The 25937-nt window shown below is 73.2% G+C and carries 25 protein-coding genes and 1 tRNA gene; 21 read left to right on the top strand and 5 right to left on the bottom strand.

Annotation, left to right across the window (positions count from 1 at the left end; all coding sequences use genetic code 11):
- Positions 1-22: 22 nt before the first annotated feature.
- On the bottom strand, positions 23-1246 hold the full coding sequence (locus tag ACZ4WV_RS04360; protein ID WP_465742596.1) for a sensor histidine kinase: 1224 nt from the start codon (positions 1244-1246) through the stop codon (positions 23-25).
- 286 nt (positions 1247-1532) lie between these two features.
- On the opposite strand from ACZ4WV_RS04360, the gene ACZ4WV_RS04355 reads away from it, so the two are divergent.
- The 11 genes from ACZ4WV_RS04355 to htpX all read left to right on the top strand — a co-directional run bounded on the left by ACZ4WV_RS04355 (position 1533) and on the right by htpX (position 12793).
- Positions 1533-1949: an NADH-quinone oxidoreductase subunit A gene (locus ACZ4WV_RS04355; RefSeq protein ID WP_465742594.1), complete on the top strand. Its 417-nt coding sequence runs from the start codon at positions 1533-1535 to the stop codon at positions 1947-1949.
- Positions 1940-2578 (top strand): NADH-quinone oxidoreductase subunit B, encoded by a 639-nt coding sequence (locus ACZ4WV_RS04350; RefSeq protein WP_465742592.1) that lies wholly within the window; start codon positions 1940-1942, stop codon positions 2576-2578. Before ACZ4WV_RS04355 ends, ACZ4WV_RS04350 begins: the two co-directional genes overlap by 10 nt.
- On the top strand, positions 2575-3777 hold the full coding sequence (locus ACZ4WV_RS04345) for an NADH-quinone oxidoreductase subunit C (protein WP_465742590.1): 1203 nt from the start codon (positions 2575-2577) through the stop codon (positions 3775-3777). The genes ACZ4WV_RS04350 and ACZ4WV_RS04345 overlap by 4 nt, the downstream gene beginning before the upstream one ends.
- Positions 3774-4733: an NADH-quinone oxidoreductase subunit NuoH gene (gene nuoH / locus ACZ4WV_RS04340; RefSeq protein ID WP_465742588.1), complete on the top strand. Its 960-nt coding sequence runs from the start codon at positions 3774-3776 to the stop codon at positions 4731-4733. Before ACZ4WV_RS04345 ends, nuoH begins: the two co-directional genes overlap by 4 nt.
- Positions 4730-5293, top strand: coding sequence for a NuoI/complex I 23 kDa subunit family protein (locus ACZ4WV_RS04335; protein WP_465742586.1), 564 nt, complete (start codon positions 4730-4732; stop codon positions 5291-5293). The genes nuoH and ACZ4WV_RS04335 overlap by 4 nt, the downstream gene beginning before the upstream one ends.
- Positions 5290-6015: an NADH-quinone oxidoreductase subunit J family protein gene (locus tag ACZ4WV_RS04330; RefSeq protein WP_465742584.1), complete on the top strand. Its 726-nt coding sequence runs from the start codon at positions 5290-5292 to the stop codon at positions 6013-6015. The genes ACZ4WV_RS04335 and ACZ4WV_RS04330 overlap by 4 nt, the downstream gene beginning before the upstream one ends.
- A complete protein-coding gene (nuoK, locus tag ACZ4WV_RS04325) occupies positions 6015-6389 on the top strand; it encodes an NADH-quinone oxidoreductase subunit NuoK (RefSeq protein ID WP_465742582.1) in 375 nt (124 codons plus the stop codon). The genes ACZ4WV_RS04330 and nuoK overlap by 1 nt, the downstream gene beginning before the upstream one ends.
- Positions 6386-8446 carry an NADH-quinone oxidoreductase subunit 5 family protein gene (locus ACZ4WV_RS04320; protein WP_465742580.1) on the top strand — a complete coding sequence of 687 codons (2061 nt, stop codon included), beginning with the start codon at positions 6386-6388 and terminating at the stop codon, positions 8444-8446. Before nuoK ends, ACZ4WV_RS04320 begins: the two co-directional genes overlap by 4 nt.
- An 89-nt stretch (positions 8447-8535) precedes the next feature.
- Entirely contained in the window at positions 8536-10116 is a 1581-nt protein-coding gene (locus ACZ4WV_RS04315) for a complex I subunit 4 family protein (protein ID WP_465742578.1), read from the top strand.
- A gap of 56 nt (positions 10117-10172) precedes the next feature.
- Complete coding sequence (locus ACZ4WV_RS04310; protein ID WP_465742576.1) at positions 10173-11732, top strand: NADH-quinone oxidoreductase subunit N; 1560 nt, start codon at positions 10173-10175, stop codon at positions 11730-11732.
- A 197-nt stretch (positions 11733-11929) separates the two neighbouring features.
- Complete coding sequence (gene htpX / locus ACZ4WV_RS04305) at positions 11930-12793, top strand: zinc metalloprotease HtpX (protein ID WP_465742574.1); 864 nt, start codon at positions 11930-11932, stop codon at positions 12791-12793.
- 6 nt (positions 12794-12799) lie between these two features.
- On the opposite strand, the gene ACZ4WV_RS04300 is transcribed toward htpX, so the two are convergent.
- Positions 12800-14254 (bottom strand): aminotransferase-like domain-containing protein, encoded by a 1455-nt coding sequence (locus ACZ4WV_RS04300; protein WP_465742572.1) that lies wholly within the window; start codon positions 14252-14254, stop codon positions 12800-12802.
- Here ACZ4WV_RS04300 and ACZ4WV_RS04295 point away from each other — a divergent pair.
- The 3 genes from ACZ4WV_RS04295 to ACZ4WV_RS04285 all read left to right on the top strand — a co-directional run bounded on the left by ACZ4WV_RS04295 (position 14253) and on the right by ACZ4WV_RS04285 (position 16666).
- A complete protein-coding gene (locus ACZ4WV_RS04295; RefSeq protein ID WP_465742570.1) occupies positions 14253-15161 on the top strand; it encodes a DMT family transporter in 909 nt (302 codons plus the stop codon). The genes ACZ4WV_RS04300 and ACZ4WV_RS04295 overlap by 2 nt on opposite strands.
- A gap of 119 nt (positions 15162-15280) precedes the next feature.
- On the top strand, positions 15281-15706 hold the full coding sequence (locus ACZ4WV_RS04290) for a BlaI/MecI/CopY family transcriptional regulator (RefSeq protein WP_465742568.1): 426 nt from the start codon (positions 15281-15283) through the stop codon (positions 15704-15706).
- Positions 15707-15709: 3 nt separating this feature from the next.
- Positions 15710-16666, top strand: a complete 957-nt coding sequence (locus ACZ4WV_RS04285) for a M48 family metalloprotease (protein WP_465742566.1) — start codon at positions 15710-15712, stop codon at positions 16664-16666.
- A 35-nt stretch (positions 16667-16701) separates the two neighbouring features.
- Here ACZ4WV_RS04285 and mug read toward each other — a convergent pair whose 3' ends face one another.
- Together mug and ACZ4WV_RS04275 are read right to left on the bottom strand one after the other, a co-directional pair.
- Positions 16702-17253 (bottom strand): G/U mismatch-specific DNA glycosylase, encoded by a 552-nt coding sequence (mug, locus tag ACZ4WV_RS04280; RefSeq protein WP_465742689.1) that lies wholly within the window; start codon positions 17251-17253, stop codon positions 16702-16704.
- A 29-nt stretch (positions 17254-17282) separates the two neighbouring features.
- Positions 17283-18281, bottom strand: a complete 999-nt coding sequence (locus ACZ4WV_RS04275; RefSeq protein ID WP_465742564.1) for a phosphatase PAP2 family protein — start codon at positions 18279-18281, stop codon at positions 17283-17285.
- Positions 18282-18529: 248 nt separating this feature from the next.
- Here ACZ4WV_RS04275 and ACZ4WV_RS04270 point away from each other — a divergent pair, with 248 nt between their 5' ends.
- Complete coding sequence (locus ACZ4WV_RS04270) at positions 18530-19015, top strand: hypothetical protein (RefSeq protein WP_465742562.1); 486 nt, start codon at positions 18530-18532, stop codon at positions 19013-19015.
- 123 nt (positions 19016-19138) lie between these two features.
- Positions 19139-19780, top strand: coding sequence for a hypothetical protein (locus tag ACZ4WV_RS04265; RefSeq protein WP_465742560.1), 642 nt, complete (start codon positions 19139-19141; stop codon positions 19778-19780).
- Between the two features lie 86 nt (positions 19781-19866).
- On the opposite strand, the gene ACZ4WV_RS04260 is transcribed toward ACZ4WV_RS04265, so the two are convergent.
- Positions 19867-20355 carry a YajQ family cyclic di-GMP-binding protein gene (locus ACZ4WV_RS04260; RefSeq protein WP_465742558.1) on the bottom strand — a complete coding sequence of 163 codons (489 nt, stop codon included), beginning with the start codon at positions 20353-20355 and terminating at the stop codon, positions 19867-19869.
- A 215-nt stretch (positions 20356-20570) separates the two neighbouring features.
- On the opposite strand from ACZ4WV_RS04260, the gene ACZ4WV_RS04255 reads away from it, so the two are divergent.
- The 5 genes from ACZ4WV_RS04255 to kdpC all read left to right on the top strand — a co-directional run bounded on the left by ACZ4WV_RS04255 (position 20571) and on the right by kdpC (position 25800).
- Positions 20571-20651, top strand: a tRNA-Tyr gene (locus ACZ4WV_RS04255).
- 616 nt (positions 20652-21267) lie between these two features.
- Entirely contained in the window at positions 21268-21357 is a 90-nt protein-coding gene (gene kdpF / locus ACZ4WV_RS04250) for a K(+)-transporting ATPase subunit F (RefSeq protein ID WP_465742556.1), read from the top strand.
- Position 21358: 1 nt separating this feature from the next.
- The gene (gene kdpA / locus ACZ4WV_RS04245) at positions 21359-23023 is read left to right on the top strand and encodes a potassium-transporting ATPase subunit KdpA (protein ID WP_465742554.1); all 1665 of its coding nucleotides are present in this window, start codon (positions 21359-21361) and stop codon (positions 23021-23023) included.
- 11 nt (positions 23024-23034) lie between these two features.
- Entirely contained in the window at positions 23035-25146 is a 2112-nt protein-coding gene (kdpB, locus tag ACZ4WV_RS04240; RefSeq protein WP_465742687.1) for a potassium-transporting ATPase subunit KdpB, read from the top strand.
- A gap of 24 nt (positions 25147-25170) precedes the next feature.
- Positions 25171-25800 (top strand): potassium-transporting ATPase subunit KdpC, encoded by a 630-nt coding sequence (kdpC, locus tag ACZ4WV_RS04235; protein WP_465742552.1) that lies wholly within the window; start codon positions 25171-25173, stop codon positions 25798-25800.
- Positions 25801-25937 lie beyond the last annotated feature (137 nt).

Here is a 25937-nt window from a genome sequence, read left to right as displayed (position 1 = left end):
CGCTTCGTCCCGTCCGGGGCGGTCAGCGGCGGGCGGTGCGGGTGCGCCAGGGCAGCTCGACGGTCACGGTGGTCGGTCCGCCCTCCGGGCTGTCCACCAGGAACACCCCGTCCACCGCTCGGATCCGCTCGGCCAGCCCGGCGAGTCCGCTGCCCGGGTACGGGGCGGCGCCGCCCCTGCCGTCGTCCTGGACCAGCACCATCAGCTGGTCGTCCGAGCGCCAGACCTCGACCGAGGCGGTGCGCGCACCCGCGTGCTTGGAGGCATTGGTCAGCAGCTCGCTGACCGTGAAGTAGGCGATGCCCTCGACCGCGGAGTCCGGGCGCTCGGGCTCCCCACCCCGCCCGGTCAGGTCGACGTGCACCCTGACCCCGCCGGGGACGGTGCAGCGGGCCGCGACCGCGGACAGCGCCGCGTCCAGGCCGCGGTCGGTGAGCACCGCCGGGTGGATGCCCCGGGCCAGGTCGCGCAGCTCCTGCAGCGCCAGCTTCACCTCGCCGTGCGCGTTGTCGACCATCCGGGCGGCGGCCGCCATGTCCTCCTCGGACTCCACCTCGCGCAGCCGCTCCTTGGCCATGCCGAGGTCCATCGCCAGCGCGACCAGCCGGGCCTGGGCGCCGTCGTGCAGGTCCCGCTCGATCCGGCGCAGGTCCGCGGCGGCGGTGTCGACCACGGTGCCGCGGTCGTCCTCCAGCTCGCGCACCCGCTCCGCCAGGGCGCCCGGGAAGAGCAGCGTCTCGATCAGGATCCGGTCGACCGCCACCAGCGCGCGCACCACCCAGGGCAGCACCGGCCACAGCACCACGACGGACACCAGGGACAGCGTGAAGCTGAGGATGCCCCACGGCAGCATCAGCACGTTGTAGAGCGTCGAGCGCCAGCTCAGCAGGTCGGTGAGGTGGGCGATGGTGAAGCCGCTCGTCCCCGGCCGGCGCGGCCGCACCGGCTCCGGGTCGTCGATCGCCGAGCCGTACGCCGCCCGCGCCCGGCGCCGGCCCAGCCCGCCCAGGGCGCGGGAGACGGCCAGCCCGCCGGCCAGCAGCGGCAGGCCGACCACCGTGACGGACAGGCCCAGGCCGACCGAGAGGGTGGTGACCGCCAGGACGAAGCCGGCGATGCCGAGCGGCAGGTTGAGCATCAGCCGACCGATCTGGTGCCACATCCGTGCGCCGTACAGCGGCGGGCGTTCCATCCGGGCCTCCTGCTCCTTGATGGCGTCCACGGCGCGGCGGTGCAGCGGCTTCATCGGATCATCCGTCCCTGTCGGTCGTGCTGGCGGACCAAGCTTCCCGAATGGGGGGCGGGCGGTGCCATGGGGGTGATACGTCTTCCCGGGCGGGGGTTATCCCCACCCCCTGCCCGGCTCCCGTGACGCACCGGGGTGTCCACCGGCCGTCTTGCGGAGCGGGCGGGGTTCGGACCGAGCCGAGCAATCCCCTTAGACTCACGCATTGGCCAGGGTTAAGCGCGTGCGAGGAAAGTCGTAGAACTGTCTTGAGGGGCGGATTCACGGCCGAGGTGGAGGCGAAGGCATGGAGGGGCAGCAGGCGGCTGCCGTCGCGGCCGACCCGGCGGTCGGCAGCGGCTACTTCGACGCGTACGCCGCGATGGGCCTGCTGGCCGTCATCGGCGTGCTCTTCGTCACCGTGGCGTTCACCGCCAACCGCCTGCTGCGGCCGGTGGTCTACTCACCCGAGAAACTCCTCGCCTACGAGTGCGGCGTGGACCCGGTGGGCGAGGACTGGGCGCACACCCAGGTCCGGTACTACGTGTACGCCTTCCTGTACGTGATCTTCGCGGTCGACGCGATCTACCTGTTCCCGTGGGCGACGGTCTTCGCCAGTGCCGGGTACGGCGCCGGAACGCTGATCGAGATGTTCCTCTTCATCGGGTTCCTCGCGGTCGGGCTGCTCTACGCCTGGAAGAAGGGCGTTCTGGAATGGACGTGACGCACACCCACTCGCACGGCGACCAGGGCGGCCCCGTCCCGCTCGGCCTGCCGGACCCGTCCCGGCCCGGCGCCGTCGAGCGCCGCGGCCTCGGCCCACTGGCGCGGCTCGCGCCCGACCCGGTCAAGGTCGTGCTGAACTGGGGCCGCCGCTACAGCCTCTGGTGCTTCAACTTCGGCCTCGCCTGCTGCGCGATCGAGTTCATCGCCGCGTCGATGGCCAAGCACGACTTCATCCGGATGGGTGTCATCCCGTTCGCGCCCGGGCCCCGTCAGGCGGACCTGATGATCGTCTCCGGCACCGTCACCGACAAGATGGCGCCCGCCGTCAAGCGCCTCTACGAGCAGATGCCCGAGCCGAAGTACGTCATCTCCTTCGGCGCCTGCTCCAACTCCGGCGGCCCCTACTGGGACTCCTACTCGGTGACCAAGGGCGTGGACCAGATCATCCCCGTCGACGTCTACGTGCCCGGCTGCCCGCCCCGGCCGGAGGCGCTGCTCCAGGGCATCCTCAAGCTGCAGGAGAAGATCGCCGCCGAGTCCCTGCCCGGCCGCTATGCCCCGCCCCCGGCGGCGCTGCGGCGTCCGCTGGTCGTGGGGCCGGGTTCGCCGGAAGGAGGAGCCTCGTGACGTCCGCCGAGCAGTACGCGGCGTCGGTCGGGGAGTGGGCGACCGGCGCCGAGGCGTACGGGCTGATCACCGTCGACGTTCCGGCCGAGCGCTGGATCGAGGCGCTCACCAACGCCCGGGACGTCCTTGGCCTGGCGTTCTTCGACTGGCTGAGCGCCGTCGACGAGCTCGCCGACGGCTTCTCGGTGGTCGCGCACCTGGCCGCCGCCGAGGCGCCCGGCGTGCGCCACCTCGCGCTGCGCACCCGGGTGCCGCGCGACGGGGCCGCGCTGCCGAGCGCCGTCACGGTGTACGCGGGCGCCGCGTGGCACGAGCGCGAGACCCACGAGATGTTCGGGATCGACTTCCCCGGGCACCCCCACCTGGTCACCCTGCTGCTGCCGGACGGCTTCGAGGGCCACCCGCTGCGCAAGGAGTTCGTGCTCGCGGCGCGGGTCGCCAAGGACTGGCCGGGCGCCAAGGAACCCGGCGAGTCCGACCACGGCGGCGGCCCGGCCCGGCGCAAGATGCAGCCGGCCGGTGTGCCGGACCCGAACGAGTGGGGGCCGCTCAAGGGCACCCTCCCGCCGGTCGCCGAGCGTCCGGCCCGCGGTGCGCGGGCGGCGGGCGCGGCGGGGCGGGCGCCCCGGGCGGCCGCCGCCGGTGCTGCTGGTGCGGCCGGTGCCGCTGCTGCGGGTGCTGCTGCCGGTGCTGCTGCCGGTGCCGAGGGCGCGCCCGCCGTGCGGGCGGACCGGCCGCGACGGACGCGGTCGGTGTCGGAGGGCTCGGCGAGCCAGGCGGGTGCCGGAGCCCCGGCGGCCGCTGACGCTCCGGCCGCTCCGGCTGCGCCGGCCGCCGAGGGCGCCCCGCCGGTGCGGGCGGACCGGCCGCGACGGACCCGTTCGGTGTCCGACGGGTCGGTCAGCCAGACGGCCGACGAGTCCGCTGAGCCCGCTGAGCCCGCTGAGCCTGCCGCGTCCGCTGAGCCCGCTGGGCCGGCGAAGCCCGCCGAGTCCCCGGCCGGGCCCAAGGCCCCCGCCCGGCCCCGCTCCTCCGACGCGCCCTGGCACAACCCGGTGCCCGCCCACGGCGAGAAGCCGTCGGGCGAGCAGCCGGGAGAGCCGGACGAGCGGGGCGAGCCGGACCAGCCGGGCGAGTCGGGCGGACAGCAGGACGGGAACGCGGCCGGAGCGGCCGACCAGGACGGAGACGGCACGTGAACCTGCTCGACACGGTGCTCCGCTGCGTCGCCACCCTCGTCGTCTTCCTGCTCTTCCCGCTGATCATCGGCCAGACCGAGCACAAGGTCATGGCGCACATGCAGGGCCGGCTCGGCCCGATGTACGCGGGCGGCTTCCACGGCTGGGCGCAGCTCGTCGCCGACGGCGTGAAGTTCGCGCAGAAGGAGGACATCGTCCCGGCCGGGGCGGACCGCCGGATCTTCCAGCTGGCGCCCGCCGTCTCGCTGCTGCCGTACCTGTTCGTGCTGCTGGCCGTCCCGGTCGGCCCGAACGGCTTCGTCGGCCAGGCGATCGACGCCGGTCTGTTCTTCGTGCTCGCCGTGATGGGCGTCGGCGTGATCGGCAAGCTGATGGCCGGGTGGGCCTCGGCGAACAAGTTCTCGCTGCTCGGCGGCCTGCGCACGGCCGCGCAGCTGATGTCGTACGAGCTGCCGATGGTGCTGGCGGCGGCCTCGGTGGCGATGGCCGCCGGCACGCTGTCGCTGCCCGGGATCCTGGACGCCTGGCAGTGGTACTGGCTGCCCTGGCAGGTCATCGGCGCCTTCGTCTTCTTCACGGCCGGTCTGGCCGAGCTCCAGCGGCCGCCGTTCGACATGCCGGTCGCCGACTCGGAGATCATCTTCGGCGCGTACACCGAGTACACCGGTCTGCGCTTCGCGCTGTTCCTGCTGTCCGAGTACGTGGGCATCCTGGTGGTGTCCGCGCTGACGGCGGTGCTCTTCCTGGGCGGCTGGCACGGGCCGATGGCCGACCAGCTCGGCTGGCTCTGGATGCTGCTCAAGACCTTCGCGCTGGCCTTCGTGGTCATCTGGCTGCGGGTCACCTACCCGCGTCTGCGCGAGGACCAGCTGATGCGCTTCGCCTGGGTGGGCCTGATCCCACTCGCGCTCGTTCAGCTGGCCCTCACCGGCATCATCAAGGTGGCGATCTCATGAGTTTTCCCGGTGTCGGCCTGGCCAAGGGGCTGGCCGTGACGCTGCGGACGATGACCAGGAAGAGCGTCACCGCGCAGTACCCCGACGTGCAGCCGGTGCTGCCGCCGCGGTCGCGCGGCGTCATCGCGCTGCTGGAGGAGAACTGCACGGTGTGCATGCTCTGCGCGCGCGAGTGCCCGGACTGGTGCATCTACATCGACTCCCACAAGGAGACGCTGCCGGCCGCCGAGCCGAACGCCCGGGCCCGCACCCGCAACGTGCTGGACCGCTTCGCCATCGACTTCTCGCTCTGCATGTACTGCGGGATCTGCATCGAGGTGTGCCCCTTCGACGCGCTGTTCTGGTCTCCGGAGTTCGAGTACGCGGAGACGGACATCCTCGAGCTGACCCATGAGCGGGACAAGCTCCGCGAGTGGATGTGGACCGTCCCGGCGCCGCCGGCCCTGGACCCGGCGGCCGAGGAGCCGAAGGAGATCGCCACCGCGCGCAAGGCCGCGGACAAGCTGGCCGCCGCGGCTGCCGCCGCCGCGGTGCCCGAGGAGGAGGGTGACGAGGCATGACCGCCGCTGCCACGCTCCTCGCGGCGACCGGCTCCTTGGAGCCGGCCGCCCGTTCCTTCCTGTCCCCGACCGGTCAGGAGATCGTCTTCCTGCTGGTCGGCATCGCGGTGCTCGGCTCGGCCGTCGTCGCCGTGACCACCAGGCAGCTGGTGCACGCCGCGCTCTGGCTGGTGGTCGCGCTCGGCGGGCTGGCGGTGGAGTTCCTGCTGCTCACGGCCGAGTTCATCGCCTGGGTGCAGGTACTGATCTACCTGGGCTCGGTAGTCGTCCTGGTGCTGTTCGGACTGATGCTCACCAAGGCGCCGATCGGGCGCTCGCCGGACGCCGACTCCAAGAACCGCTGGGTCGCCCTGGTGGTGGCGTTGGCCTCGGCCGGGACGCTGGTGACGCTGGTCGTCGACGCCTTCCGGACCTCCTGGATCGACCTCGGCCAGGGCGGCGGCTCCGCCTCCGTCACCGGGGCCAGCCTGTTCCGGCACTGGGTGCTGCCCTTCGAGGCGCTGTCCGTGCTGCTGCTGGCGGCGCTGGTCGGCGCGATCGTGCTGTCGCGCGGCTCCAAGCGGCGGGTGCCGGCGCCCCGGGCGGGCCGGGTGCGCGCCGGACGGCCGGTCGGGTCCAACGGGACGGTCGCCGCGACCGCGCCGCGCACCGCCGCCCCGGAGGCCGCCGATCCGTCCGCGTCCGCTGCCCCGCCCGCGTCCGCTGCGTCGGAGGAGAGCTGATGCACCTCGCCTACCCCGTCGTCCTCGCCGCGCTGCTGTTCAGCGTCGGCGTGTACGGCGTGCTCGCCCGGCGCAACGCCGTCCTGGTGCTGATGTCCGTCGAGCTGATGCTCAACGCCGTCAACCTCAACCTGGTCGCCTTCGACGCCTGGCTGCGCGACTCGCTGCACGCCGGGCAGGCGCTCACCCTGTTCACCATCACCGTCGCCGCCGCCGAGATCGGACTGGGGCTCGCCATCGTCCTGCTGCTGTTCCGCGCCCGGGGCACCTCCGACATCGACCGGGCCACCGCGCTCGGCGACCCGGCCGAGACGCTCCCCGTCGAGGAGGCGCCGAACGGAGCCGAGGCGCTGAAGGGCGGGGCCACCGCATGAACCTCGCCCTGCCCGCCCTCGTCCCCGCGCTGCCCGCGCTGGGCGCCGCCGCGACGCTGGCCGTCGGCAAGAAGGCACCCGGGCTGGCCCGACCGCTGGCGATCGTCCCGGTCGCCGTTTCGGCCGTGCTCGCCCTGGTCGTCGGCCTCCAGCTCGGCACCGGACAGACCCTGGACGCCGCCACCCGGCTCACCCCCACCGGCGGACCGGACATCGCGCTCGCCCTCCACCTGGACGGCTTCAGCTCGCTGATCTCCGTACTGGTCGGCGTGGTCGCCACCTGCGTCCAGGTCTACTCGACCGCCTACCTGAAGTCGGACCCCCGCTACCCCTCGTACGCGGCGCTGGTCTCGCTGTTCACCGCGGCGATGTTCCTGGTGGTCTACTCGGGCGACCTGATCGTGCTGCTGGTCGGCTGGGAGGTCATGGGCGTCTGCTCGTACTTCCTGATCGGCCACCACTGGGAGACGGCGGACGCCCGCTCGGCCTCGCTCAAGGCCTTCCTGGTCACCAAGCTCGGCGACGTGCCCTTCCTGTTCGGGATCTTCCTGCTCGGCGCCGACGCCGGCAGCTTCCGGGTCCCGGACGTGCTGGCGGCCGCGGGGGAGGGCAGGCTCAGCCACCCCACGCTGACCGCCTTGCTGCTGCTCGCCGGCGTGGCCGGGAAGAGCGCGCAGTTCCCGCTGCACACGTGGCTCCCCGACGCGATGGCCGGTCCGACGCCGGTCTCCGCGCTGATCCACGCCGCCACCATGGTCGCGGCCGGCATCTACCTGGTCGCCCGGCTCCTGCCGGTGTTCCTGCTGTCGGGCGCGGCGCTGGCCGTGCTCGCGGTGATGGCCGCCGTCACGATGATCGGCTCGGCGCTCTGCGCCCTCGCCCAGGACGACCTGAAACGCGTGCTCGCCTACTCCACCGTCGGCCAGCTCGGCTACATGGCCGGCGCGCTGGCCAGCGGCGACCGCGAAGCCTCGGTGTTCCACCTGGTCAGCCACGGCGCGTTCAAGGCGCTGTTGTTCCTGGCCGCCGGTGTGGTGATCCACGCCGCGCACACCAACTCGCTGTCCGCGATGTCCCGGATCCCGGGGCTGCGCAAGCGGGTGCCGGACGCCTACTGGACGATGGGCATCGCGCTCGTCGCCCTGGCCGGGCTGCCGCCGTTCTCCGGCTTCTTCAGCAAAGAGGCGGTGCTGACCGCCGCCGAGCACGCCGCCAACGGAGAGGCGCTGACCAACGGGCTCGGGCCGGCCTCGGCGGTGCCGGAGGCGGCCGGGTGGATCGTGCTGATCTCGGCCGCGCTCACCGCGCTGCTCACCGGCGCGTACGCGACCCGCCTGTTCCTGGTCGCCTTCCACAGCCCGACCGGCGCCGCGACGGCGGCTCCGGAGGTGCTGCCCGCCGCCGACCGGGCCACCGTGGTGGCCGACCACGAGGCCGACGCGCCGTACTCGCCCGAGCTGGACGAGGCCGACCCGGCCACCGCCGAACCGCCCGCGATGCGCTGGCCGCTCTGGGTGCTGGCCGTCCCGACCATGGGCTTCGGGGTCGCCGGGCTGCGCTCCGACTGGCTGCCCGCACTGCTGGATGGCGGCTCGCTGCGCCCCACCGGCGTCACCGCGGTGACCGGCACCGGGCTCGCCGTGGTCGGGGTGCTCGCGGCCTACGGAGCCTGGCGCTCCTCGACCGGGCGGCTGGCGGCCGGCCGGCCGGCCCCCGCCCCGGTCGGCCGGGTGCCCGAGCAGGCCGGAGCCCCGGCCGTCGAGGTGATCACCGCCGACCCCGGCCGCACCCTGCTGGGCCCGCTGTTCGGCCCGGCCCGGCACGGCTTCGGCGTGGACCGGCTGTACGACGCGCTGTTCGTCCGCCCGGTGGCCTCCGCCGCCCGGCTGGTCCGCTTCCTCGACCGCGAGGTCGTCGAGGGCTACGTGCAGGGCAGCGGGATCGGCGCCAACCTGCTCGGCCGGGCCGTCCGGCTCGCGCAGACCGGCAACGCGCAGACCTACCTCAGCGCCCTGCTGGCCGGAGTCGTCCTGCTGGCCGTCCTGGTGGCGGTGTAGCCGGTGTCGATCTCCTCCGTCTCCGCCTTCCGGTCCCGCTCCTCCCGCTCCCGCCCCTCCCGCTCCCGCACCGCCCCTAGGAGCCCCCGATGAACGCGGTCCTCATCGCCCTCCTGGTGCTGCCCCTGCTCGGCGCCGCGCTCACCCTGGCCCCGGTGTTCGGCCCGGACCGGGCCGTCGCCGACCGGCGGGCACTGCGGCTGAACTCCGTCGTCACACTCGCGGTGTTCCTGCTCGCCGTCGCCCTCGCGGCCGGCTTCGACCACGACCACCCGGCCCGGATGCAGGCCACCACCGACCTGTCCTGGATCCCGGCCCTGCACGTGCGCTTCCACCTCGGCGTGGACGGCGTCTCGCTGCCGCTGATCGTGCTGACCGCCCTGCTCACCTTCCTCTGCGCGCTGTACTCGGAGAAGCGGCTGCCGGGCGGGGAGACCGGGGGCACGGCCCCCGATGAGTCCCGCCCGTCCGCGCAGGCCTTCGTCGGCCTGTTCCTCCTGCTCGAAGTCGGCATGCTCGCCACCTTCGCGGTGCTGGACCTCCTGCTCTTCTTCCTGGCCTTCGAGATCGTGCTGATCCCGATGTACTTCCTGATCGCCCGCTGGGGGAGCGGCGCGAAGGTCCCGGCCGCCAACCGGTTCATCCTCTACACGCTGCTCGGCTCGGCCCTGATGCTGCTCGGCTTCCTGCTGGTCGGCAGCAAGGCCGGCACCTTCGACATGCAGGCCCTGGCCGCCGCGCACGGCAGCGGACTGAGCCACACCACCCAGGTGATCGCCGCCCTGGCGATCCTGGTCGGCCTAGCGGTCAAGGCCCCCGCCTGGCCGCTGCACAGCTGGCTCCCCGACGCGCACACCGCCGCCCCGACGGTGGGCTCGGTGCTGCTCGCCGGCGTGCTGCTCAAGATGGGTACCTACGGTCTGGTCCGCGTCCTCCTCCCGGTCGTGCCCGACGGCACCACCACGCTCGCCCCCTACCTGGGCGCCTTCGCGGCCGTCGGCATCGTCTACGGATCACTGGCCTGTCTGGCGCTCGCCCGCCCCGGATCCAAGGGCGACCTCAAGCGCCTGATCGCGTACTCCTCCGTCGGCCACATGGGCTTCGTGCTGCTCGGCATCGCCTCCCTCACCCCGGTGGGTGTCAACGGGGCGCTGTTCGCCAACATCGCCCACGGTCTCATCACCGGTCTGCTGTTCTTCGTCGTCGGCGCGCTCAAGGACCGCTACGGCACGGCCGACCTCGACACCCTCTCCGGCACCACCGGCGCGGCCCTCTACGGCCGGGCTCCCCGGATCGGCGCGCTGCTCGCCTTCGCCGCCGTCGCCAGCCTCGGCCTGCCCGGGCTGGCCGGCTTCTGGGGTGAGGTGCTCGCGATGTTCGGCGCCTTCCACCCCGCCGACGGGCTCTCGCGCCCCGCCTTCGTCACCTACATGGTCCTGGCCGGCCTCGGCACCCTCCTCACCGCCGCGTACCTGCTGATCGTGGTCAGGCGCGTCTGCATGGGCGACCCCCGGCAGCCCGCGCCGGTCGCCGACCTCGCCGACCTGCGCCGGTACGAGGCCGTCAGCTGGACACCGCTGGCCGCGCTCACCCTGCTCGCCGGTCTCTGGCCCGCGCTCCTGCTCGGCCTGTCCGACCCCGCGGTCAAGCACCTCCTCGGGGGTGGCTGACCGTGCTCGCAGCCCACACCGCCGCACTCGGACCTCACTCCACGGGGCAGCACACTGTGACCTCCCTCGCCGTAGCCAACCCGGGCAGCCTGATCCAGTCCGTGGACTGGGTGGCGATCGCGCCGCCGCTGATCGCCGCCGTGGCCGCCCTCGCCGTCCTGGTCACCGACCTGTTCCTGCCCGAGCGGCACAAGAAGTGGCTCGGCCGCCTCACCGCGGCCGGACTCGCCGTCGCCCTCATCGCGCTCCTTCCCCTCACCGGGGGATCACCCCGGGCGACCTTCTGCGTGCAGAACGTAACAGGAGGCACTGACAATCCGGCGGCCGGCGGCTGCTCGTACGTCGCCGACCACTTCGCGCTGGTGTTCCAGCTGCTCGCGCTCGGCGGCGCGTTGATCGCGGCGCTGCTGTCGGCTCACACGGTCGACGACGAGCGGTTGCCCCGCGGCGAGTACTGGTTCCTGCTGCTCTCCAGCGCCACCGGCGCCGCCCTGCTGCCCGCCTCCCGCGACCTCGCCACCATGGTGATCGCCCTGGAGGTCACCTCGCTGCCCGCCTTCGCGCTGGTGGCGCTGCGCCGGGACGGCCGGGGCGCGGAGGCGGCGCTCAAGTTCTTCGTCTCCTCGGTGACCGCGACCGCCGTGATGCTGCTCGGCATCGGCTTCGTCTACGCGGCGAGCGGCAGCCTGCACCTGGGCGCCGTCGCCCAGGGCCTGGAGCACGCGCCCGGCCAGCTCAGGCCGCTGGCCGAGGCGGGGGCCGTGCTGACGCTGGTCGGCTTCGCCTTCAAGGTCGCGGCCGTCCCGTTCCACTTCTGGCTGCCCGACACCTACACGGGTGCCCCGCTGCCGGTGGCGGGCTACCTGTCGGTGGTCGGCAAGGCGGCCGGTCTGTCCGGCCTCGCCCTCGCCACCACCATCGCCTTCCGCCCGTACGCCCACACCTGGGGCCTGGCGCTCGCCGTGCTGGCCGCCGTCACCATGACGGTCGGCAACGTCGGTGCGCTGCGGCAGCGCTTCGACACCCGGTACAGCGCGGTGCGGCTGCTCGCCTGGTCCTCGATCGGCCAGGCCGGCTACCTGCTGGTGCCGCTGGCCGCGGCCGGCTACGCACCGACCGGGGTCGCCCCGCTCGGCGCGACCGCCGCCTACGCGCTGATCTACGGCGTGGTGAACCTCGGCGCCTTCGCGGTGGTCGCCGCCGTCGGCCGCCGGGCCGGGACCAGCGTGGACGACTTCCGCGGCCTGTTCGCCCGCAACCGCTGGACGGCGCTGGCGCTGGCGTTCTTCCTGCTCTGCCTGGCCGGGCTGCCGCCGGGCGTGGTGGGTCTCTTCGGCAAGGTCGTGGTGTTCCGCGCCGCGGTGGACGCCGGGCTGGGCTGGCTGGCCGTGGTCATGGCCGTCAACGTGGTGGTCGCCCTGTACTACTACCTGCTCTGGACGGCCCGGCTGTTCGCCCCGACGGACGCCGCGCAGCAGGCCGGGACCGAGGACGGCGCCGGGCGCCGGCTTCCCCTCAGCCTGACCGCCACGCTGGGGCTGACCGCCTCGGCCGCCGTGGTGCTCTCGGTCGCGCCGCAGCTGGTCCTCCAGGTGACCGGCGGCACCCTGTTCTGAGCCGCCCGGGCGACGCCCGGAGGTGGTACGGACCGGGCCCCGGACGGCTTTGGGCCCCGACCGGTGCGGCGCGTAGGCAGGCCGCCGCCGGGTGTCACGTCGGTCACAAGGGAACAAGCTCCCGGGCCCCACCCGTTGAGCGGGCAAGAGGGACGAGGCAGAAAGGGCTTCCCCACCGCACCACTGGAGGGCCTGACGTGCACAGCCGGCACAACGGACTGAGGACCGCCGTCCTGCTCGGGGGCCTCTCGGCGCTGATCCTGGTGATCGGCGCCTTCTTCGGCCGGACCGGCCTCCTGATCGCCCTTCTGGTCGCGCTCGGGACCAACGCGTACGCCTACTGGAACAGCGACAAGCTCGCGCTGCGGGCCATGCGGGCCCGGCCGGTCAGCGAGTTCGAGGCGCCCGGGCTGTACCGGATCGTGCGCGAGCTCTCCACCTCCGCCCGCCAGCCGATGCCCCGCCTCTACATCTCCCCGACACCGGCCCCCAACGCGTTCGCCACCGGCCGCAACCCGCGCAACGCGGCGGTCTGCTGCACCGAGGGCATCCTGCAGATCCTGGACGAACGCGAGCTGCGGGGCGTGCTCGGGCACGAGCTGAGCCACGTCTACAACCGGGACATCCTGATCTCCTCGGTCGCCGGGGCTCTGGCCTCGGTGGTGATGTTCCTGGTGAACTTCGCCTGGCTGATCCCGTTCGGCCGGGAAGAGGACGACGACGGACCGGGGCTGTTCGGGACGCTCGCGATCATGATCCTCGGCCCGCTCGCCGCCGGGCTGATCCAGCTGGCGGTCAGCCGTTCCCGCGAGTACCAGGCCGATGCCGACGGGGCCCGCCTCACCGGCGACCCGCTCGCCCTCGCCGGCGCCCTGCGCAAGCTCGACGCCGGCACCCGCCGGCTGCCCCTCCCGCCCGAGCCCCAGCTGCAGACCGCCAGCCACATGATGATCGCCAGCCCGTTCCGCCCCGGCGAGGCCGGCGCCCGGCTGTTCTCCACCCATCCGCCGATGGCCGAGCGGATCGCCCGACTGGAGCAGCTGGCGGGCTACCGGGGCTGAGAGCGCTCAGCCCGCCATCCCCTCGTACGCCCTCCGCAGCCGGTGGACGCCCTCCACCACCGCCGCCGGGCTCTCGGCGGCGGCGTAGCTGAGGCGCAGGTGCGGGGCCGGGGGTTCGGCGGCGTGGTAGGGCCGACCGGGGGTGACCTGGACGCCGCTGCGCACGGCCGCGGCGGCGAGGGCGGTGTCGTCGGTGCCGTCCGGGAAGCGCAGCCAGAGGTGGTAGCCGCCGGGGCGGTAGTCGCCGAGCACGCCGGGGATCTCGCGGTGGAGCGCGGCGACGGCGGCGGTGCGCCGGTCGCGCAGTTCGGCGCCGAGCGTGCGCAGGTAGCGGGCCCAGGCCGGGTCGGAGACCAGTTCGAGGGTCGCCTCCTGGAGCGGCCGGGGCACGAAGAAGCTGTCCACCACCTGGGTGGCCCGCAGCCGGGCGAGCGCGGGGCCGCGCGCGGTGAGGGCGCCGACCCGCAGGTTGGGGGAGGCGGCCTTGGTCAGGGAGCGCAGGTGCACCACGACCCCGTCCTGGTCGTCGGCGGCCAGCGGGCGCGGCAGCGCCGGGGCGTCCGCGTGGACCAGCAGCCGGGCGAAGTCGTCCTCGACCACGAAGGCGCCGGCCGCCCGGGCGATCCGCAGCACCTCCGTCCGCCGCCCGGGGGAGAGCACCGCGCCGGTCGGGTTCTGGAACAGCGGCTGGCAGACGAACACCCGTGCCCGGGTGGCCTCGAAGGCGTCGGCCAGCAGGTCCGTCCGCACGCCGTCCGCGTCGGTCGGGACGGGCACCGGTCGCAGTCCGGCCGCCCGGACCACGGCGAGGATGCCCGAGTACGTCGGCGACTCGACCAGCACCGGGGAGCCCGGCGCGGCCAGCGAGCGCATCGCCACCGTCAGCCCGCCCTGCCCGCCGGAGGTGATCAGGACGTCCCCCGCGCCGACCGGCCCAGCCGGGCCGCCGATGTCGCGGGCGAACCAGCCGCGCAGCTCGGTGAGGCCGTCGGTGGGCGGGCGGTCCCAGGCGCCCGGGCGGCGGCCGGCCCGGGCGAGGGCTCCCGCGAGCAGCCGTTCGGGCAGCATCGAGGCGTGCGGGTAGCCGCTGTTGAGGTCGATGACGTCCGGCGGCGGCACCCGGAGGGTGGCGAAGACGGGGGCGGCCAGCAGGTCGCGCGGGCCGTGGTCGGCGCTGAGGGCGATCTGCTGCCAGGAGAGGTCGCCCGGCCGGGCGGCCGGTGCCGCCGGGGAGGCCGGCGCCGCGGCGAAGGCCGCCGCCCGGAACACCCCTGCGCCGGGCCGGGAGACCACCAGCCCCTCGGCCACCAGGACGGCGATGGCCCGGGAGACGGTCACGGGGCTGACCTGGTGGCGTTCCATCAGCACCCGGCTGGACGGGAGCTTTCGACCCTCGGGGTAGCGCTCGACCTCCCGCCGCAGACTGTCGGCGAGTTCGGCCACGCTGCTACGCTCGTTCATGACGGCACAAGATAGCGCTACCCTGCCGCGGGCGGTAGCACCTCAGCACAGCCCCGCCTCCGGCACCGCCCTCGCCGCCCTCGGGGTGGCCTCCTTCTCGCTCAGCTTCCCCGCCACCGCGTGGTGCCTGACCGGCTTCGGCCCGTGGACCTCGACCGGTCTGCGCGGCGCCCTGGCCGGGGTGCCGGCCGTGCTCTACCTGCTGGCCACCGCCGCCCCGCGGCCGACCCGACGGCAGTGGCCCGGCCTGCTGGCCGTCTCCGGCGGCTGCGTCCTCGGCTTCCCGCTGCTGACCACGCTCGCCCTGCGGACCTCCTCGACCGCCCACTCGGCGGTGGTCATCGGCGTGCTGCCGCTGGCCACCGCGGTGGTCGCGGCGCTGCGCACCGGGCGCCGGCCGTCCCGGGCGTTCTGGGCGGCGGCGCTGGCCGGGGCGGCGGCCGTGCTCGCCTTCACCCTGCTGCAGAGCCACGGCCGGCCGACCGTCGCCGACCTCTACCTGTTCGTCGGCGTGGTGGTCTGCGCGGTCGGCTACGCGGAGGGCGGCCGGCTCTCCCGGGCCATGCCGGGCGCCCGGGTGATCGCCTGGGCGGTGGTGGCCGCGCTGCCCGCGATGCTGCTGACCTCGGCGGTCGGCCTGGCCACCGAGCCGCTGCGGGTGGGGGCGAAGGCGCTGGTCGGGCTGGCGTACGTCGCCGCGGTCTCGCAGTTCGGCGGGTTCGTGCTCTGGTACCGGGGGATGGCCGGGATCGGTGTGCCGAGGGCCAGTCAACTGCAGCTCGCGCAGCCGCTGCTGACCCTGGTCTGGTCGGTGCTGCTGCTGGGCGAGGACCTGCCGGCGGCCGCGCCGGTGACGGCCGTGGTGGTGCTGGTCTGCATCGCGGTGACCCAACGGGCCCGCGCCTAGCGGCCCGCCGGTGCGTCCCGGGACCCTCGTCCGGAGCCGTTCGGGGCGATCCCCCGCTCGATAGGATGAGCCCCGCGCCCCGTCGGTCCGGGCGCGGCATCCGGAGGGAGTGGGCCGCCATGGCAGACGAGGGGCACGCTCCGGCGTCCGGGGACGCGCCGGCCCGACGGCGCGGGCAGGGCGAACTGGAGGCGCAGGTGCTGGAGGTGCTCCAGCAGGCGCCCGCCCCCGTCACCGCGGGCTGGGTCCAGGAACGTCTGGACGGCGACCTGGCGTACACCACGGTGATGACCATCCTGTCCCGGCTGCACGCCAAGAACGCCGTCTCCCGGAGCCGCTCCGGCCGCTCCTACCGCTGGCAGGCTTCCGCCGACGCCGCCGGACTGGCCGCGCTGCGGATGCGCCGGATGCTCGACGGCGAGGCGGACCGGGACGCCGTCCTGGCCAGCTTCGTCAGCGCGCTGCTGCCGCACGACGAGGAACTCCTGCGGGCGCTGCTGGACGCCGCGTCCGCCGATCCGGCAGTGGCCGACCGCGAGAGCTGACCCGTGGGCTTCTTCGTCTTCCTCCCGCTCGTCCTGCCGCTGACCGCGGTCCCGATCGCCCGGCTGACCGAGCAGCACCTGCACCCGCGCGGCGCGGCCCGGCTGATGACCGTGATCAGCGCGGTGATGGCGTTGTGCAGCGCGCTCTGCCTCGGGCTGATCGGCGTGGTCGGCACCGCGCAGATCCCCGGCAACCCGTTGCCGGACAGCTGGTCCGACCCGGAGGTGCGGCACGCGCTGCCGTACCCCGAGACGGTCGGCACGGCCGCGATGTGGCTGCTGGCGGTGGTCGGCCTCGCCTGCGCCCGGACGATCGTGCGGCACCTGCGGGTCCGCGCCCGGGGCCGGCGGGCGCTGGCCGGGCTGCCCGACGGACCGACCGGGGCCGGCGACCTCGCGGTGCTGCCGGACGCCAGCCCGTACGCCTACGCACTGCCCGGCTCGCCCGGGCGGGTGGTGGTCTCCACCGGCATGCTGGACGGGCTGGCCGAGGACGAGCGCGCGGCGCTGCTCGCGCACGAGCGGGCGCACCTGCGCCACCGGCACCACCGCTACCTGCTGACCACTCAGCTCGCGGCCTGCGTCAATCCCTTCCTGCGGCCGCTGCAAGCCGCGGTGGCGTTCAGCACGGAGCGCTGGGCGGACGAGGAGTCGGCCCGGGCGGTGGGGGACCGGCGGGTCACCGCGCGGGCGGTGGCCCGGGCCGCGCTGGTCTCGCACGCCGCCCCGGCGCCCGGCTTCGCGGCCTTCGCCGCCCCGGCCGCCGCGCCCGGCCCGGTGCCCCGGCGGGTGGCGGCACTGCTCGGCCCGGTGCCGACGGACCGCAACTGGCCGCCGGCCAAGTCCCCGGCCGGCCTGGCGGCGATGGTCGCCGCGGTCGGTACGGCGGCCTCGGCGCTGTGCGCGCTGAACGCGGCGGTGGCCCTGCTGGTGGTGCTGAAGGCCGTCACCCCGCTCTGAGACGGAGGCGCCCGCTCCGCGGCGGAGCCGGTGGCTCAGCCCCCGGAGGACTCCAGGCTCTCCCGGAGCTTGCGGAACTCCGCGGCCAGCGCGTCCAGCGGGTAGTGGGCGTTGAGCCCGCTCGGGTTGGGCAGCACCCACACCTCGGTGTCGCCGATGCCCTCCGGCTGGCGTCCGATCGTGACCTGCCGCCGGCCGAAGGCCGTCCGGTAGGCGCCGATGCCGAGCACCGCCAGGACCTTCGGCCGCAGCCGCAACACCCGCTCGGTGAGCGCCGCGCCGCCGGCCCGCAGTTCCTCGGCGGTGAGCTCCTCCGCCTTCGCGGTGGTGCGCGGGGCGACGTTGGTGATGCCGAGGCCGAGCGCGAGCAGTTCGCCCTGCTCGTCGGGCCGGAGGCGGCGCTCGGTGAAGCCGGAGCGGTGCAGGGCCGGCCAGAAGCGGTTGCCGGGGCGGGCGAAGTGGTGCCCGGTGGCGCCGGACCACAGGCCCGGGTTGATGCCGCAGAACAGCACCCGCAGGCCCGGTCCGGTGACGTCCGGGATGGTGGTGTCCTGGGCGGCCCGCAGTTGCTCGGGCGTGGGCCTCATCGGCGGCTGATTCGGCAGCGGCTGGGCGTTCACGCCGCCAAGTCTGCCCTGGGCGCGGACGGCGCCGTACGGCGGTCGCACAGCCACCGCAGCCCGAAGACCACCACGGCCGCGTACGCCCAGCCGGCGAAGACGTCCACGATGAAGTGCTCGGCGCCGTAGACCAGGGTGAACGCCATCGCGAGCGGATAGGCGACCAGCAGCGCCCGCAGCCAGGGCCGGGCGGTCGGCCAGAAGAAGAACAGCAGCATCGCCGGGTAGGCCGAGTGCAGCGAGGGCATCGCGGCGACGTCGTTGGCGAACTGGCTGCCGTTCTCCAGCAGCGAGTCGGCCTGCGGTAGCCCCAGGGCGGAGATGGTCTCCCAGACCACCCGGTGCAGCGGCGGCAGGTCGCCCTGCTGGGCGACCAGCCACGGCGGGTCCGCCGGGTAGAGCAGGTAGGTCGCGAAGCCGGCGAAGGTGAGCGTGAAGTAGCAGGCGAGCAGGTGCCGGAACCGGCGGTGGGCGCGCCGCCAGAGCACCGCGAGCAGCACGAAGACCACGAGGAAGTGCGAGAGGTAGACGGCCGTCGCCGCGTAGTCGTACCAGTGCGGTGAGCCGGGCGTGTAGAGCGCCTGTTGGAGCCGTACGGTCCAGGTTCCGCCGAATCCGAGCAGTTCGTCGGCGCGCAGTTGGGGCAGCCAGTGCGGGGCCCACGGGGTGTGCGCGCCGTAGCCGCGCAGCAGCGAGTACGCCCAGACCACGGCCATGACCGGTACCCAGTCGCGCAGCACCAGCAGGAAGCCGCGCCAGCCGTGCCCGCTGTGCACGGCGGCGGTGAGCAGCGCGCCGATCAGCCAGAGGAACACCACGTCGTTGGCGAAGGCCATGCCCTGGGTGCTGACGAACCAGACGAGGGCGGTCAGGTAGGCCGGCCACGCCAGGAGCCGGAGTCTCGCCAGCCCGCCGTGGCGGTTGCGATCGGTCAGGGGACGCAGTCGCCCGGCCCGTGCCGGTGACGGCGGGGCCGGGCTGAGCAGCTTGGTCATGCTCACCGAAACTACCAACGGAAGCTTGAAAGTCTCTGGGTGAACGATGACCGGCTCGTAAGAAAGACCCACGGTTGGGTCAATTCGCCCGGTTTCGGCCCCGACGCCAGGCTCCTGGGGAAGCCGGCGCGGAAGCCGCTCCGGCGGTGGGGCCGTTCGCGGGCTTCACCCTGCTCCACGGGCTCCGCACGGGCACGGAATCATAAATTCCGCGCGGACTGTCAGTGCGGTGGGACACCATGGCCGGCATGTCCTATGAACTCCAGGCGCTGATAGGCACGTTGGAGCTGCTGAGGGTAGCGGCGGCGGAAGTCCCGGTGGCCCGGGTGGTGCCACTGGCGCAGGGGCTGGCCCTGATCCCGGTCACCTCCGTCGTCCTGGCCGCGCTCCAGGGCGACGACGAGGTGGCCAAGGCCGGTGGCGGGGCGGGCTTCGGGTGGCACTCGGACGGCTTCGAGCTGCGGCTCGCCGCCTGGTCGAAGGCCGGGCCGATCGCCTGCGTCGATGCCGAGTACTCCGGCGGGAGCGGCACCCAGCGCGCCGCCGTCTGGGAGGACGGCCGGGTGGTCCTCGGCCCGCTCGCCGGCGGCGAAACCGAGCCGGGCCAAGAAGGCACCCCGATCTCGCGGGCGCTGCGGTGGCTCGGCGCGGACGTCACCCCGGGACGGGTGGACGAGTTCGACGCCGTCGGGCTGGCCGCCCACCGCAGCACGGCCGACTGGGCGGCGGCCTGAGGGCGCGCCACCGGACGACGCGCCACCGGACGGCGTATGTGCGGTGGCTGTGACCGCGTAGACGGCCGCACGGTGTGAGGAGGCGATCTCGCCCTGCCCCCGCACTGAGAGGAAGCAGCACTCATGCGTGCCACTCGGATGGGCCCCGTGCTGACCGCAGCGCTCGCGCTGACCATGGTCGCCACGGCGTCCGCCACTGCCGCAGGCTCTGCGGCCGCGGCCCCCCGTACCCCCGTCCCCGTCGTTCCGGCCTTCCCCGCCGTTCCCTCCGCGCCGGACACCCTGCCGATCACCGTCCCCGGTGCCATGCCGGCCGCCGTCCCGGCGCCACCGAGCACGCTGCCGGTCGCCGACCCGGCACTGCCGACCGTCCCCTCGCTGCCCGACGCCCCCACGGTGCCCGACGCCCCCGACGTCCCCGCCGCGCCGGACACGAGCGCAACCCTCGGGGCGGTGGACGACCTCGTCAAGCTGGTCACCGACCTGACCTCGACGGTGTCCTCCACCGTCCCCGACCTCGGCGGCGTCGTCCAGCAGCTGATCGCCACCCTGCAGTCCATCCTGCAGGGCCTGCTCGGCGGCCAGCTCTCCAGCCCGTCGTCGGCGGCCACCCAGGCCGCGCCCAAGGCCCCAGGCACCACGGGCACGTCCGCGACCAAGCCCGCCGACCCGGCCGCCGTGGCGAAGCTCCAGCAGCAGCTCGACACCCTGCGCGCCCAGGCGCAGGCCCTGGCCGCCGCCCACCCCCGCCCCGCCGCCGGCTGACCCCACCCGCGGACATCGAACGGCCCCGCCCCGAACCCGGGAGCGGGGCCGTTCGATGCCCGTCCGACCGTCCGACCGGGTGGACGTCAGCGGTAGTTCACGTACTGGATCGCGAAGTCCAGGTCCTTGCCCTTGAGGAGGGCCTGGACGGCCTGGAGGTCGTCGCGGCTCTTGGAGCTGACGCGCAGCTCGTCGCCCTGGACCTGCGCCTTGACGCCCTTCGGGCCCTCGTCCCGGATGATCTTCGCGACCTTCTTGGCATCCTCCGTGGAGATGCCCTCCTTCACGTTGGCGAAGATCTTGTACTCCTTGCCGGAGAGCTGCGGCTCGCCGGCGTCCAGAGCCTTCAGCGACAGGCCGCGCTTGATGAACTTCGTCTGCAGCACGTCGAGGATGGCCCGTACGCGCTCCTCGCCGTTGGCCTTCATCTCGATCTTCTCGCCGGAGCGGCTGATCTCGCCGCCGACGCCCTTGAAGTCGAAACGGGTGGCGATCTCACGGGAGGTCTGGTTGATCGCGTTGTCGACCTCCTGCCACTCGACCTTCGAGACGATGTCGAAACTGGAGTCGGCCATGGGTGTTGGTCTCCTTGATGCTCTGGCTTCACTTGCGCGGCCCGTCCCACCGGACGTCCGCCGCCCCAGCCTATCCAGCACCACCCCGGCGCGGCCCGTGACCGCCGCGCGGCGGTCCTTGATCGTCGGGCGCTTATCGAGTGGCGAACCACCCCCTGGCATCAGGTATGGTTTACCACGTCGAACGGGGCGATGCCCCGGGCGGCGAACATCCTGGCTGGTTGCCCGAGCGGCCAAAGGGAGCAGACTGTAAATCTGTCGCGCAAGCTACGCAGGTTCGAACCCTGCACCAGCCACAGGATAGAGAACAGCCCCTGATCTGCGGAAACGCGGATCAGGGGCTGTTCTGTTTGCCCGGGTGGTGCGGGGGTGGCGCTGGGCGGGGGCCCGGGCGGTGCCGGGGAGGCGGGTTATTGCGCATTGCTTGCAATTACGGTGGGCAGGCAGCAGAGTGGTGGGCCGGGGGGTGGGAGTCCTTCCATCGAGCTGATCGTCTTCCCAACCGGCGCCCGCCGGGACAACGGCTCGCCCCACCCCCGCCAGCAGCCCAGGCCGTGTGCCGTGACCGGGCCCCGGTGCGACCGTCTTGCGCCGGGGCCCGACGCATGTCCGGAGCGGCCTCGCCCCCCGGTCGGCCGCCGCGACGGCACGGCTCGCGTGCGGTGCACGTCAAGGTCCCGTCAACGCGGGGCCTTCCCCCGTATGGACGGCGTCAGGGCCCCCTGTACGCGCCCTTGACGGCTGATGTGCTGCCTGTGCCGGTCGTCCGCCGGTGCCGCGCGCAGCCCCTCGGCCCGTCCGCGGCTCTCCCGAAACCACGCTGGTGGAGCCCATGTCCGATCTCATCCACGTCGGTGTCACGGTCGCCGTGTTCGCCGTCATCGCCCTGATCGCACGGGGGGTGGAGAAGCTGTGAGCGCCGAGAACATCACAGGTCTGGTGGTGGCCGTCGCCCTCATCGGCTACCTCGTCGTCGCGCTGATCCACCCGGAGAAGTTCTGACATGAGCTCCCCTCTCGCGGGCTGGTTGCAGGCCCTGGCCCTGGTGGCCGCGCTGGTCCTGTGCTACCGCCCCCTGGGCGACCACATCGCCCGCGTCCTGACCAGCTCGAAGCACCTCAGAGCCGAGCGCGGCATCTACAGGCTGATCGGCGTCGACGGTGACGCCGATCAGCGCTGGCCGGTGTACCTGCGTTCGGTGCTGGCCTTCTCGGCGGTCTCCGTCCTCTTCCTGTACGGCCTGATCCGCCTCCAGGGCTACCTGCTGCTGAACCTGGGTGTTCCGCGGATGCCGGGGCACCAGGCCTGGAACACCGCGATCTCCTTCGTCACCAACACCAACTGGCAGTCCTACGGCGGCGAGTCCGCGATGGGCCACCTGGTGCAGATGGCGGGCCTGGCGGTGCAGAACTTCGTCTCCGCCGCCGTCGGCATCGCCGTCGTGGCGGCGCTGATCCGCGGGTTCACCCGGAACCGGACGGACCGGCTGGGCAACTTCTGGGTCGACCTGGTGCGGATCAACCTGCGGCTGCTGCTGCCGATCGCGATCGTGTTCGCGCTGGTCCTGGTGGCGAACGGCGTGATCCAGAACTTCCACGGCTTCCACGGGATCACGACGCTGGCCGGTGACCCGCAGAGCATCCCGGGTGGTCCGGTGGCCTCGCAGGAGGTCATCAAGGAGCTCGGTACCAACGGCGGCGGCTTCTTCAACGCGAACTCGGCGCACCCCTTCGAGAACCCGACCGGGTTCACGAACTGGCTGGAGATCTTCCTCATCCTGCTGATCCCGTTCGCCCTGCCGCGGACCTTCGGCCGGATGGTCGGCGACAACCGCCAGGGTTACGCCGTCGCGTCCGTGATGGCGGTCTTCTGGGTCGCGTCGGTGGCGCTGATCACGTTCTTCGAGTCGCAGCACCACGGCAGCGCGTTGCAGGCCGCCGGGGCCGCGATGGAGGGCAAGGAGCAGCGGTTCGGCATCGCCGCGAGTTCGCTGTTCGCGGCGTCGACGACGTTGACCTCGACGGGTGCGGTGGACGCTTTCCACGACTCGTTCACGCCGCTGGGCGGCGGGGTCACGGTCTTCAACATGATGCTGGGCGAGATCGCGCCGGGCGGTGTGGGCTCGGGCCTGTACGGGATGCTCGTGCTGGCGATCGTGGCGGTGTTCGTGGCCGGGCTGATGGTCGGCCGCACTCCGGAGTACCTGGGCAAGAAGCTCGGCGGGCGGGAGATGAAGTTCGCCTCGCTGTACATCCTGACGACGCCGGCGCTGGTGCTGGCCGGTACGGGTGTGGCGATGGCCCTGCGGGGTGAGCGGGCGGGGATGCTCAACTCGGGCGCCCACGGCTTCTCGGAGGTGCTGTACGCGTTCACCTCGGCCGCCAACAACAACGGTTCGGCGTTCGCGGGCATCACCGTGAACACCGACTGGTACGACACGGCGCTCGGTCTGGCGATGGTGTTCGGCCGCTTCCTGCCGATGGTGTTCGTGCTGGCGCTGGCGGGCTCGCTCGCCGGGCAGCAGCCCGTCCCGGCCACGCCGGGCACCCTGCCCACTCACAAGCCGCTGTTCGTGGGGCTGCTGTCGGGCGTCGTCCTGATCGTCGTCGGCCTCACCTACTTCCCGGCCCTGGCTCTCGGGCCGATCGCGGAAGGTCTCACCTCCTGATGTCCACCTCCATGCTCGATCCCGCACCGGCCGAGAAGGCCGAGGCCGAGACCGCCGCCATGCCGCACCGAGTCTCCGGCGGTCTGCTCGACCCGAAGCTGATCATCGCCTCGCTGCCGGACGCGGTGCGCAAGCTCGACCCCCGGGTGATGGTCAAGAATCCGGTGATGTTCGTGGTCGAGGTCGGCTCGGTCGTCACCACCGTCTCCGCGCTCGCGGATCCGTCCGTGTTCGCCTGGGCCATCACCGTGTGGCTCTGGCTCACCACGGTGTTCGCCAATCTGGCGGAGGCCGTCGCGGAGGGCCGGGGCAAGGCGCAGGCCGACACCCTGCGCAAGACCAAGACCGAGAGCGTCGCCCGGCGGCTGACGAACTGGCCCGCCACCCAGGACGAGGAGGAGGTCTCCGGGACGGCGCTGCGGCTCGGCGACCACGTCGTGGTGGAGGCCGGGCAGGTCATCCCGGGCGACGGTGACGTGGTCGAGGGTGTCGCGTCGGTGGACGAGTCGGCGATCACCGGTGAGTCCGCGCCGGTGATCCGGGAGTCCGGCGGCGACCGCTCCGCGGTGACGGGCGGCACGAAGGTGCTGTCCGACCGGATCGTGGTGAGGATCGCCTCGGAGCCCGGCAAGTCGTTCATCGACCGGATGATCGCCCTGGTCGAGGGCGCCGCCCGGCAGAAGACGCCGAACGAGATCGCGCTGAACATCCTGCTGGCCTCGCTGACCGTCGTCTTCCTGGTCGCGGTCGTCACGCTCCAGCCGATGGCCACCTACGCGGGCGCCCCGCAGCCGACGATCGTCCTGGTCGCCCTGATCGTGGCGCTCATCCCGACCACCATCGGCGCGCTGCTCTCCGCGATCGGCATCGCCGGCATGGACCGCCTGGTGCAGCGCAACGTGCTGGCGATGTCGGGGCGCGCGGTCGAGGCCGCCGGTGACGTCAACACCCTGCTGCTCGACAAGACCGGCACCATCACCCTGGGCAACCGCCAGGCCGCCGAGTTCCTGTCGGTGAGCGGCGTCTCCACGGACGAGTTGGCCAGTACCGCCCAGCTGTCCTCCCTCGCGGACGAGACGCCCGAGGGCCGCTCGATCGTCGTCCTGGCCAAGACGGAGTACGGTCTGCGGGCCCGCGTCCAGGGCGAGTTGACCCACGCCACCTGGGTGCCGTTCACCGCCCAGACCCGGATGTCGGGCGTGGACCTGGACGAGGCCGACGGGGTGCGCCAGGTCCGCAAGGGCGCGGCCGCCGCCGTGTCCGACTGGGTCACCGGCAACGGCGGCCGGGTCACCGACGAGATGTCCACCCTGGTCGACGGCATCTCCGCCGCCGGTGGCACCCCGCTCGTGGTGGCGACGAAGATCGGCGACGCTCCGGCCCGCGTCCTCGGGGTCATCCACCTGAAGGACGTGGTCAAGGAGGGCATGCGGGAGCGGTTCGACGAGCTGCGCCGGATGGGCATCAAGACCGTCATGATCACGGGCGACAACCCGCTGACCGCCAAGGCGATCGCGGAGGAGGCCGGCGTGGACGATTTCCTCGCCGAGGCCACGCCCGAGGACAAGATGGCCTTGATCAAGAAGGAGCAGGAGGGCGGCAAGCTCGTCGCGATGACCGGCGACGGCACCAACGACGCCCCCGCCCTCGCCCAGGCCGACGTCGGCGTCGCGATGAACACCGGGACCATGGCGGCCAAGGAGGCCGGCAACATGGTCGACCTCGACTCCAACCCGACCAAGCTGATCGAGATCGTCGAGATCGGCAAGCAGCTGCTGATCACCCGCGGGGCGCTGACCACCTTCTCCATCGCCAACGACGTGGCCAAGTACTTCGCGATCATCCCCGCGATGTTCGCCGGGGTGTACCCGGGCCTGAGCCACCTCAACGTCATGGGCCTGCACAGCCCGCAGTCCGCGATCACCTCGGCGGTGATCTTCAACGCCCTGGTCATCATCGGCCTGATCCCGCTCGCGCTGCGCGGCGTGAAGTACCGCCCCTCCGACGCCAGTTCGCTGCTGCGCCGGAACATCGGGGTGTACGGCTTCGGCGGCCTGGTGGTGCCGTTCGTCGGCATCAAGCTGATCGACCTGATCGTCCAGTTCATCCCCGGCCTCAGCTGACGCGCCGGAAGGAGGGAGAACACCATGTCCAAGCCCCTGCCGACGACCGTCCGCACCTACGTCACCGCGCTGCGCGCGCTGCTGGTGCTCACGGTGATCCTCGGTGTCGCCTACCCGCTGCTGGTCACCGGGATCAGCCAGGTCGCCTTCAGCGACCGGGCCAACGGCTCGATCGTGAAGTCCGACGGCAAGGAGGTCGGTTCCAGCCTGCTCGGCCAGAACTTCGACCTCCCGAAGAAGGACCCGGACGACCCGAAGGAGGAGGCCCGGCCGGACCCGAAGTGGTTCCAGCCCCGGCCGTCCGCCAACGACCACGCCGGCGACAACTCCGGTGCCTCCAACCTCGGCCCGAACAGCGACGACCTGCTGAAGGCCGTCGACGACCGCCGCGCCGCCGTCGCCGCCTTCGACGGCGTCGACCCCGCGAGCGTGCCGGCCGACGCGCTGACCGCCTCCGGCTCCGGCCTCGACCCGCACATCTCCGTCGCCTACGCCAAGGAGCAGGTCAACCGGGTCGCCAAGGAACGCGGCCTGCCGGCCGACACGCTGAACCGGCTGGTCGACACGCACACCGAGGGCCGCTCGCTCGGCTTCCTCGGCCAGGAGGGCGTCAACGTCGTCCTCCTCAACAGGGCACTCGCCGAGCAGAAGTGACCGGGCGGTGACACCACCGCGGACGCGCGGGTGACCGGCCCGGGGGGGGGGGGGGGGGGGGGGGGGGGGGGGGGGGGGGGGGGGGGGATGGGGGGGGGGGGGGGGAGGGGCAAGACGCCAGAGGACCCGACCAGAAG

Source organism: Kitasatospora sp. NPDC029312 (assembly GCF_055569215.1).
Note: the sequence above shows the minus strand (reverse complement) of the source record. Positions and strands in the feature narration are given on the sequence as shown.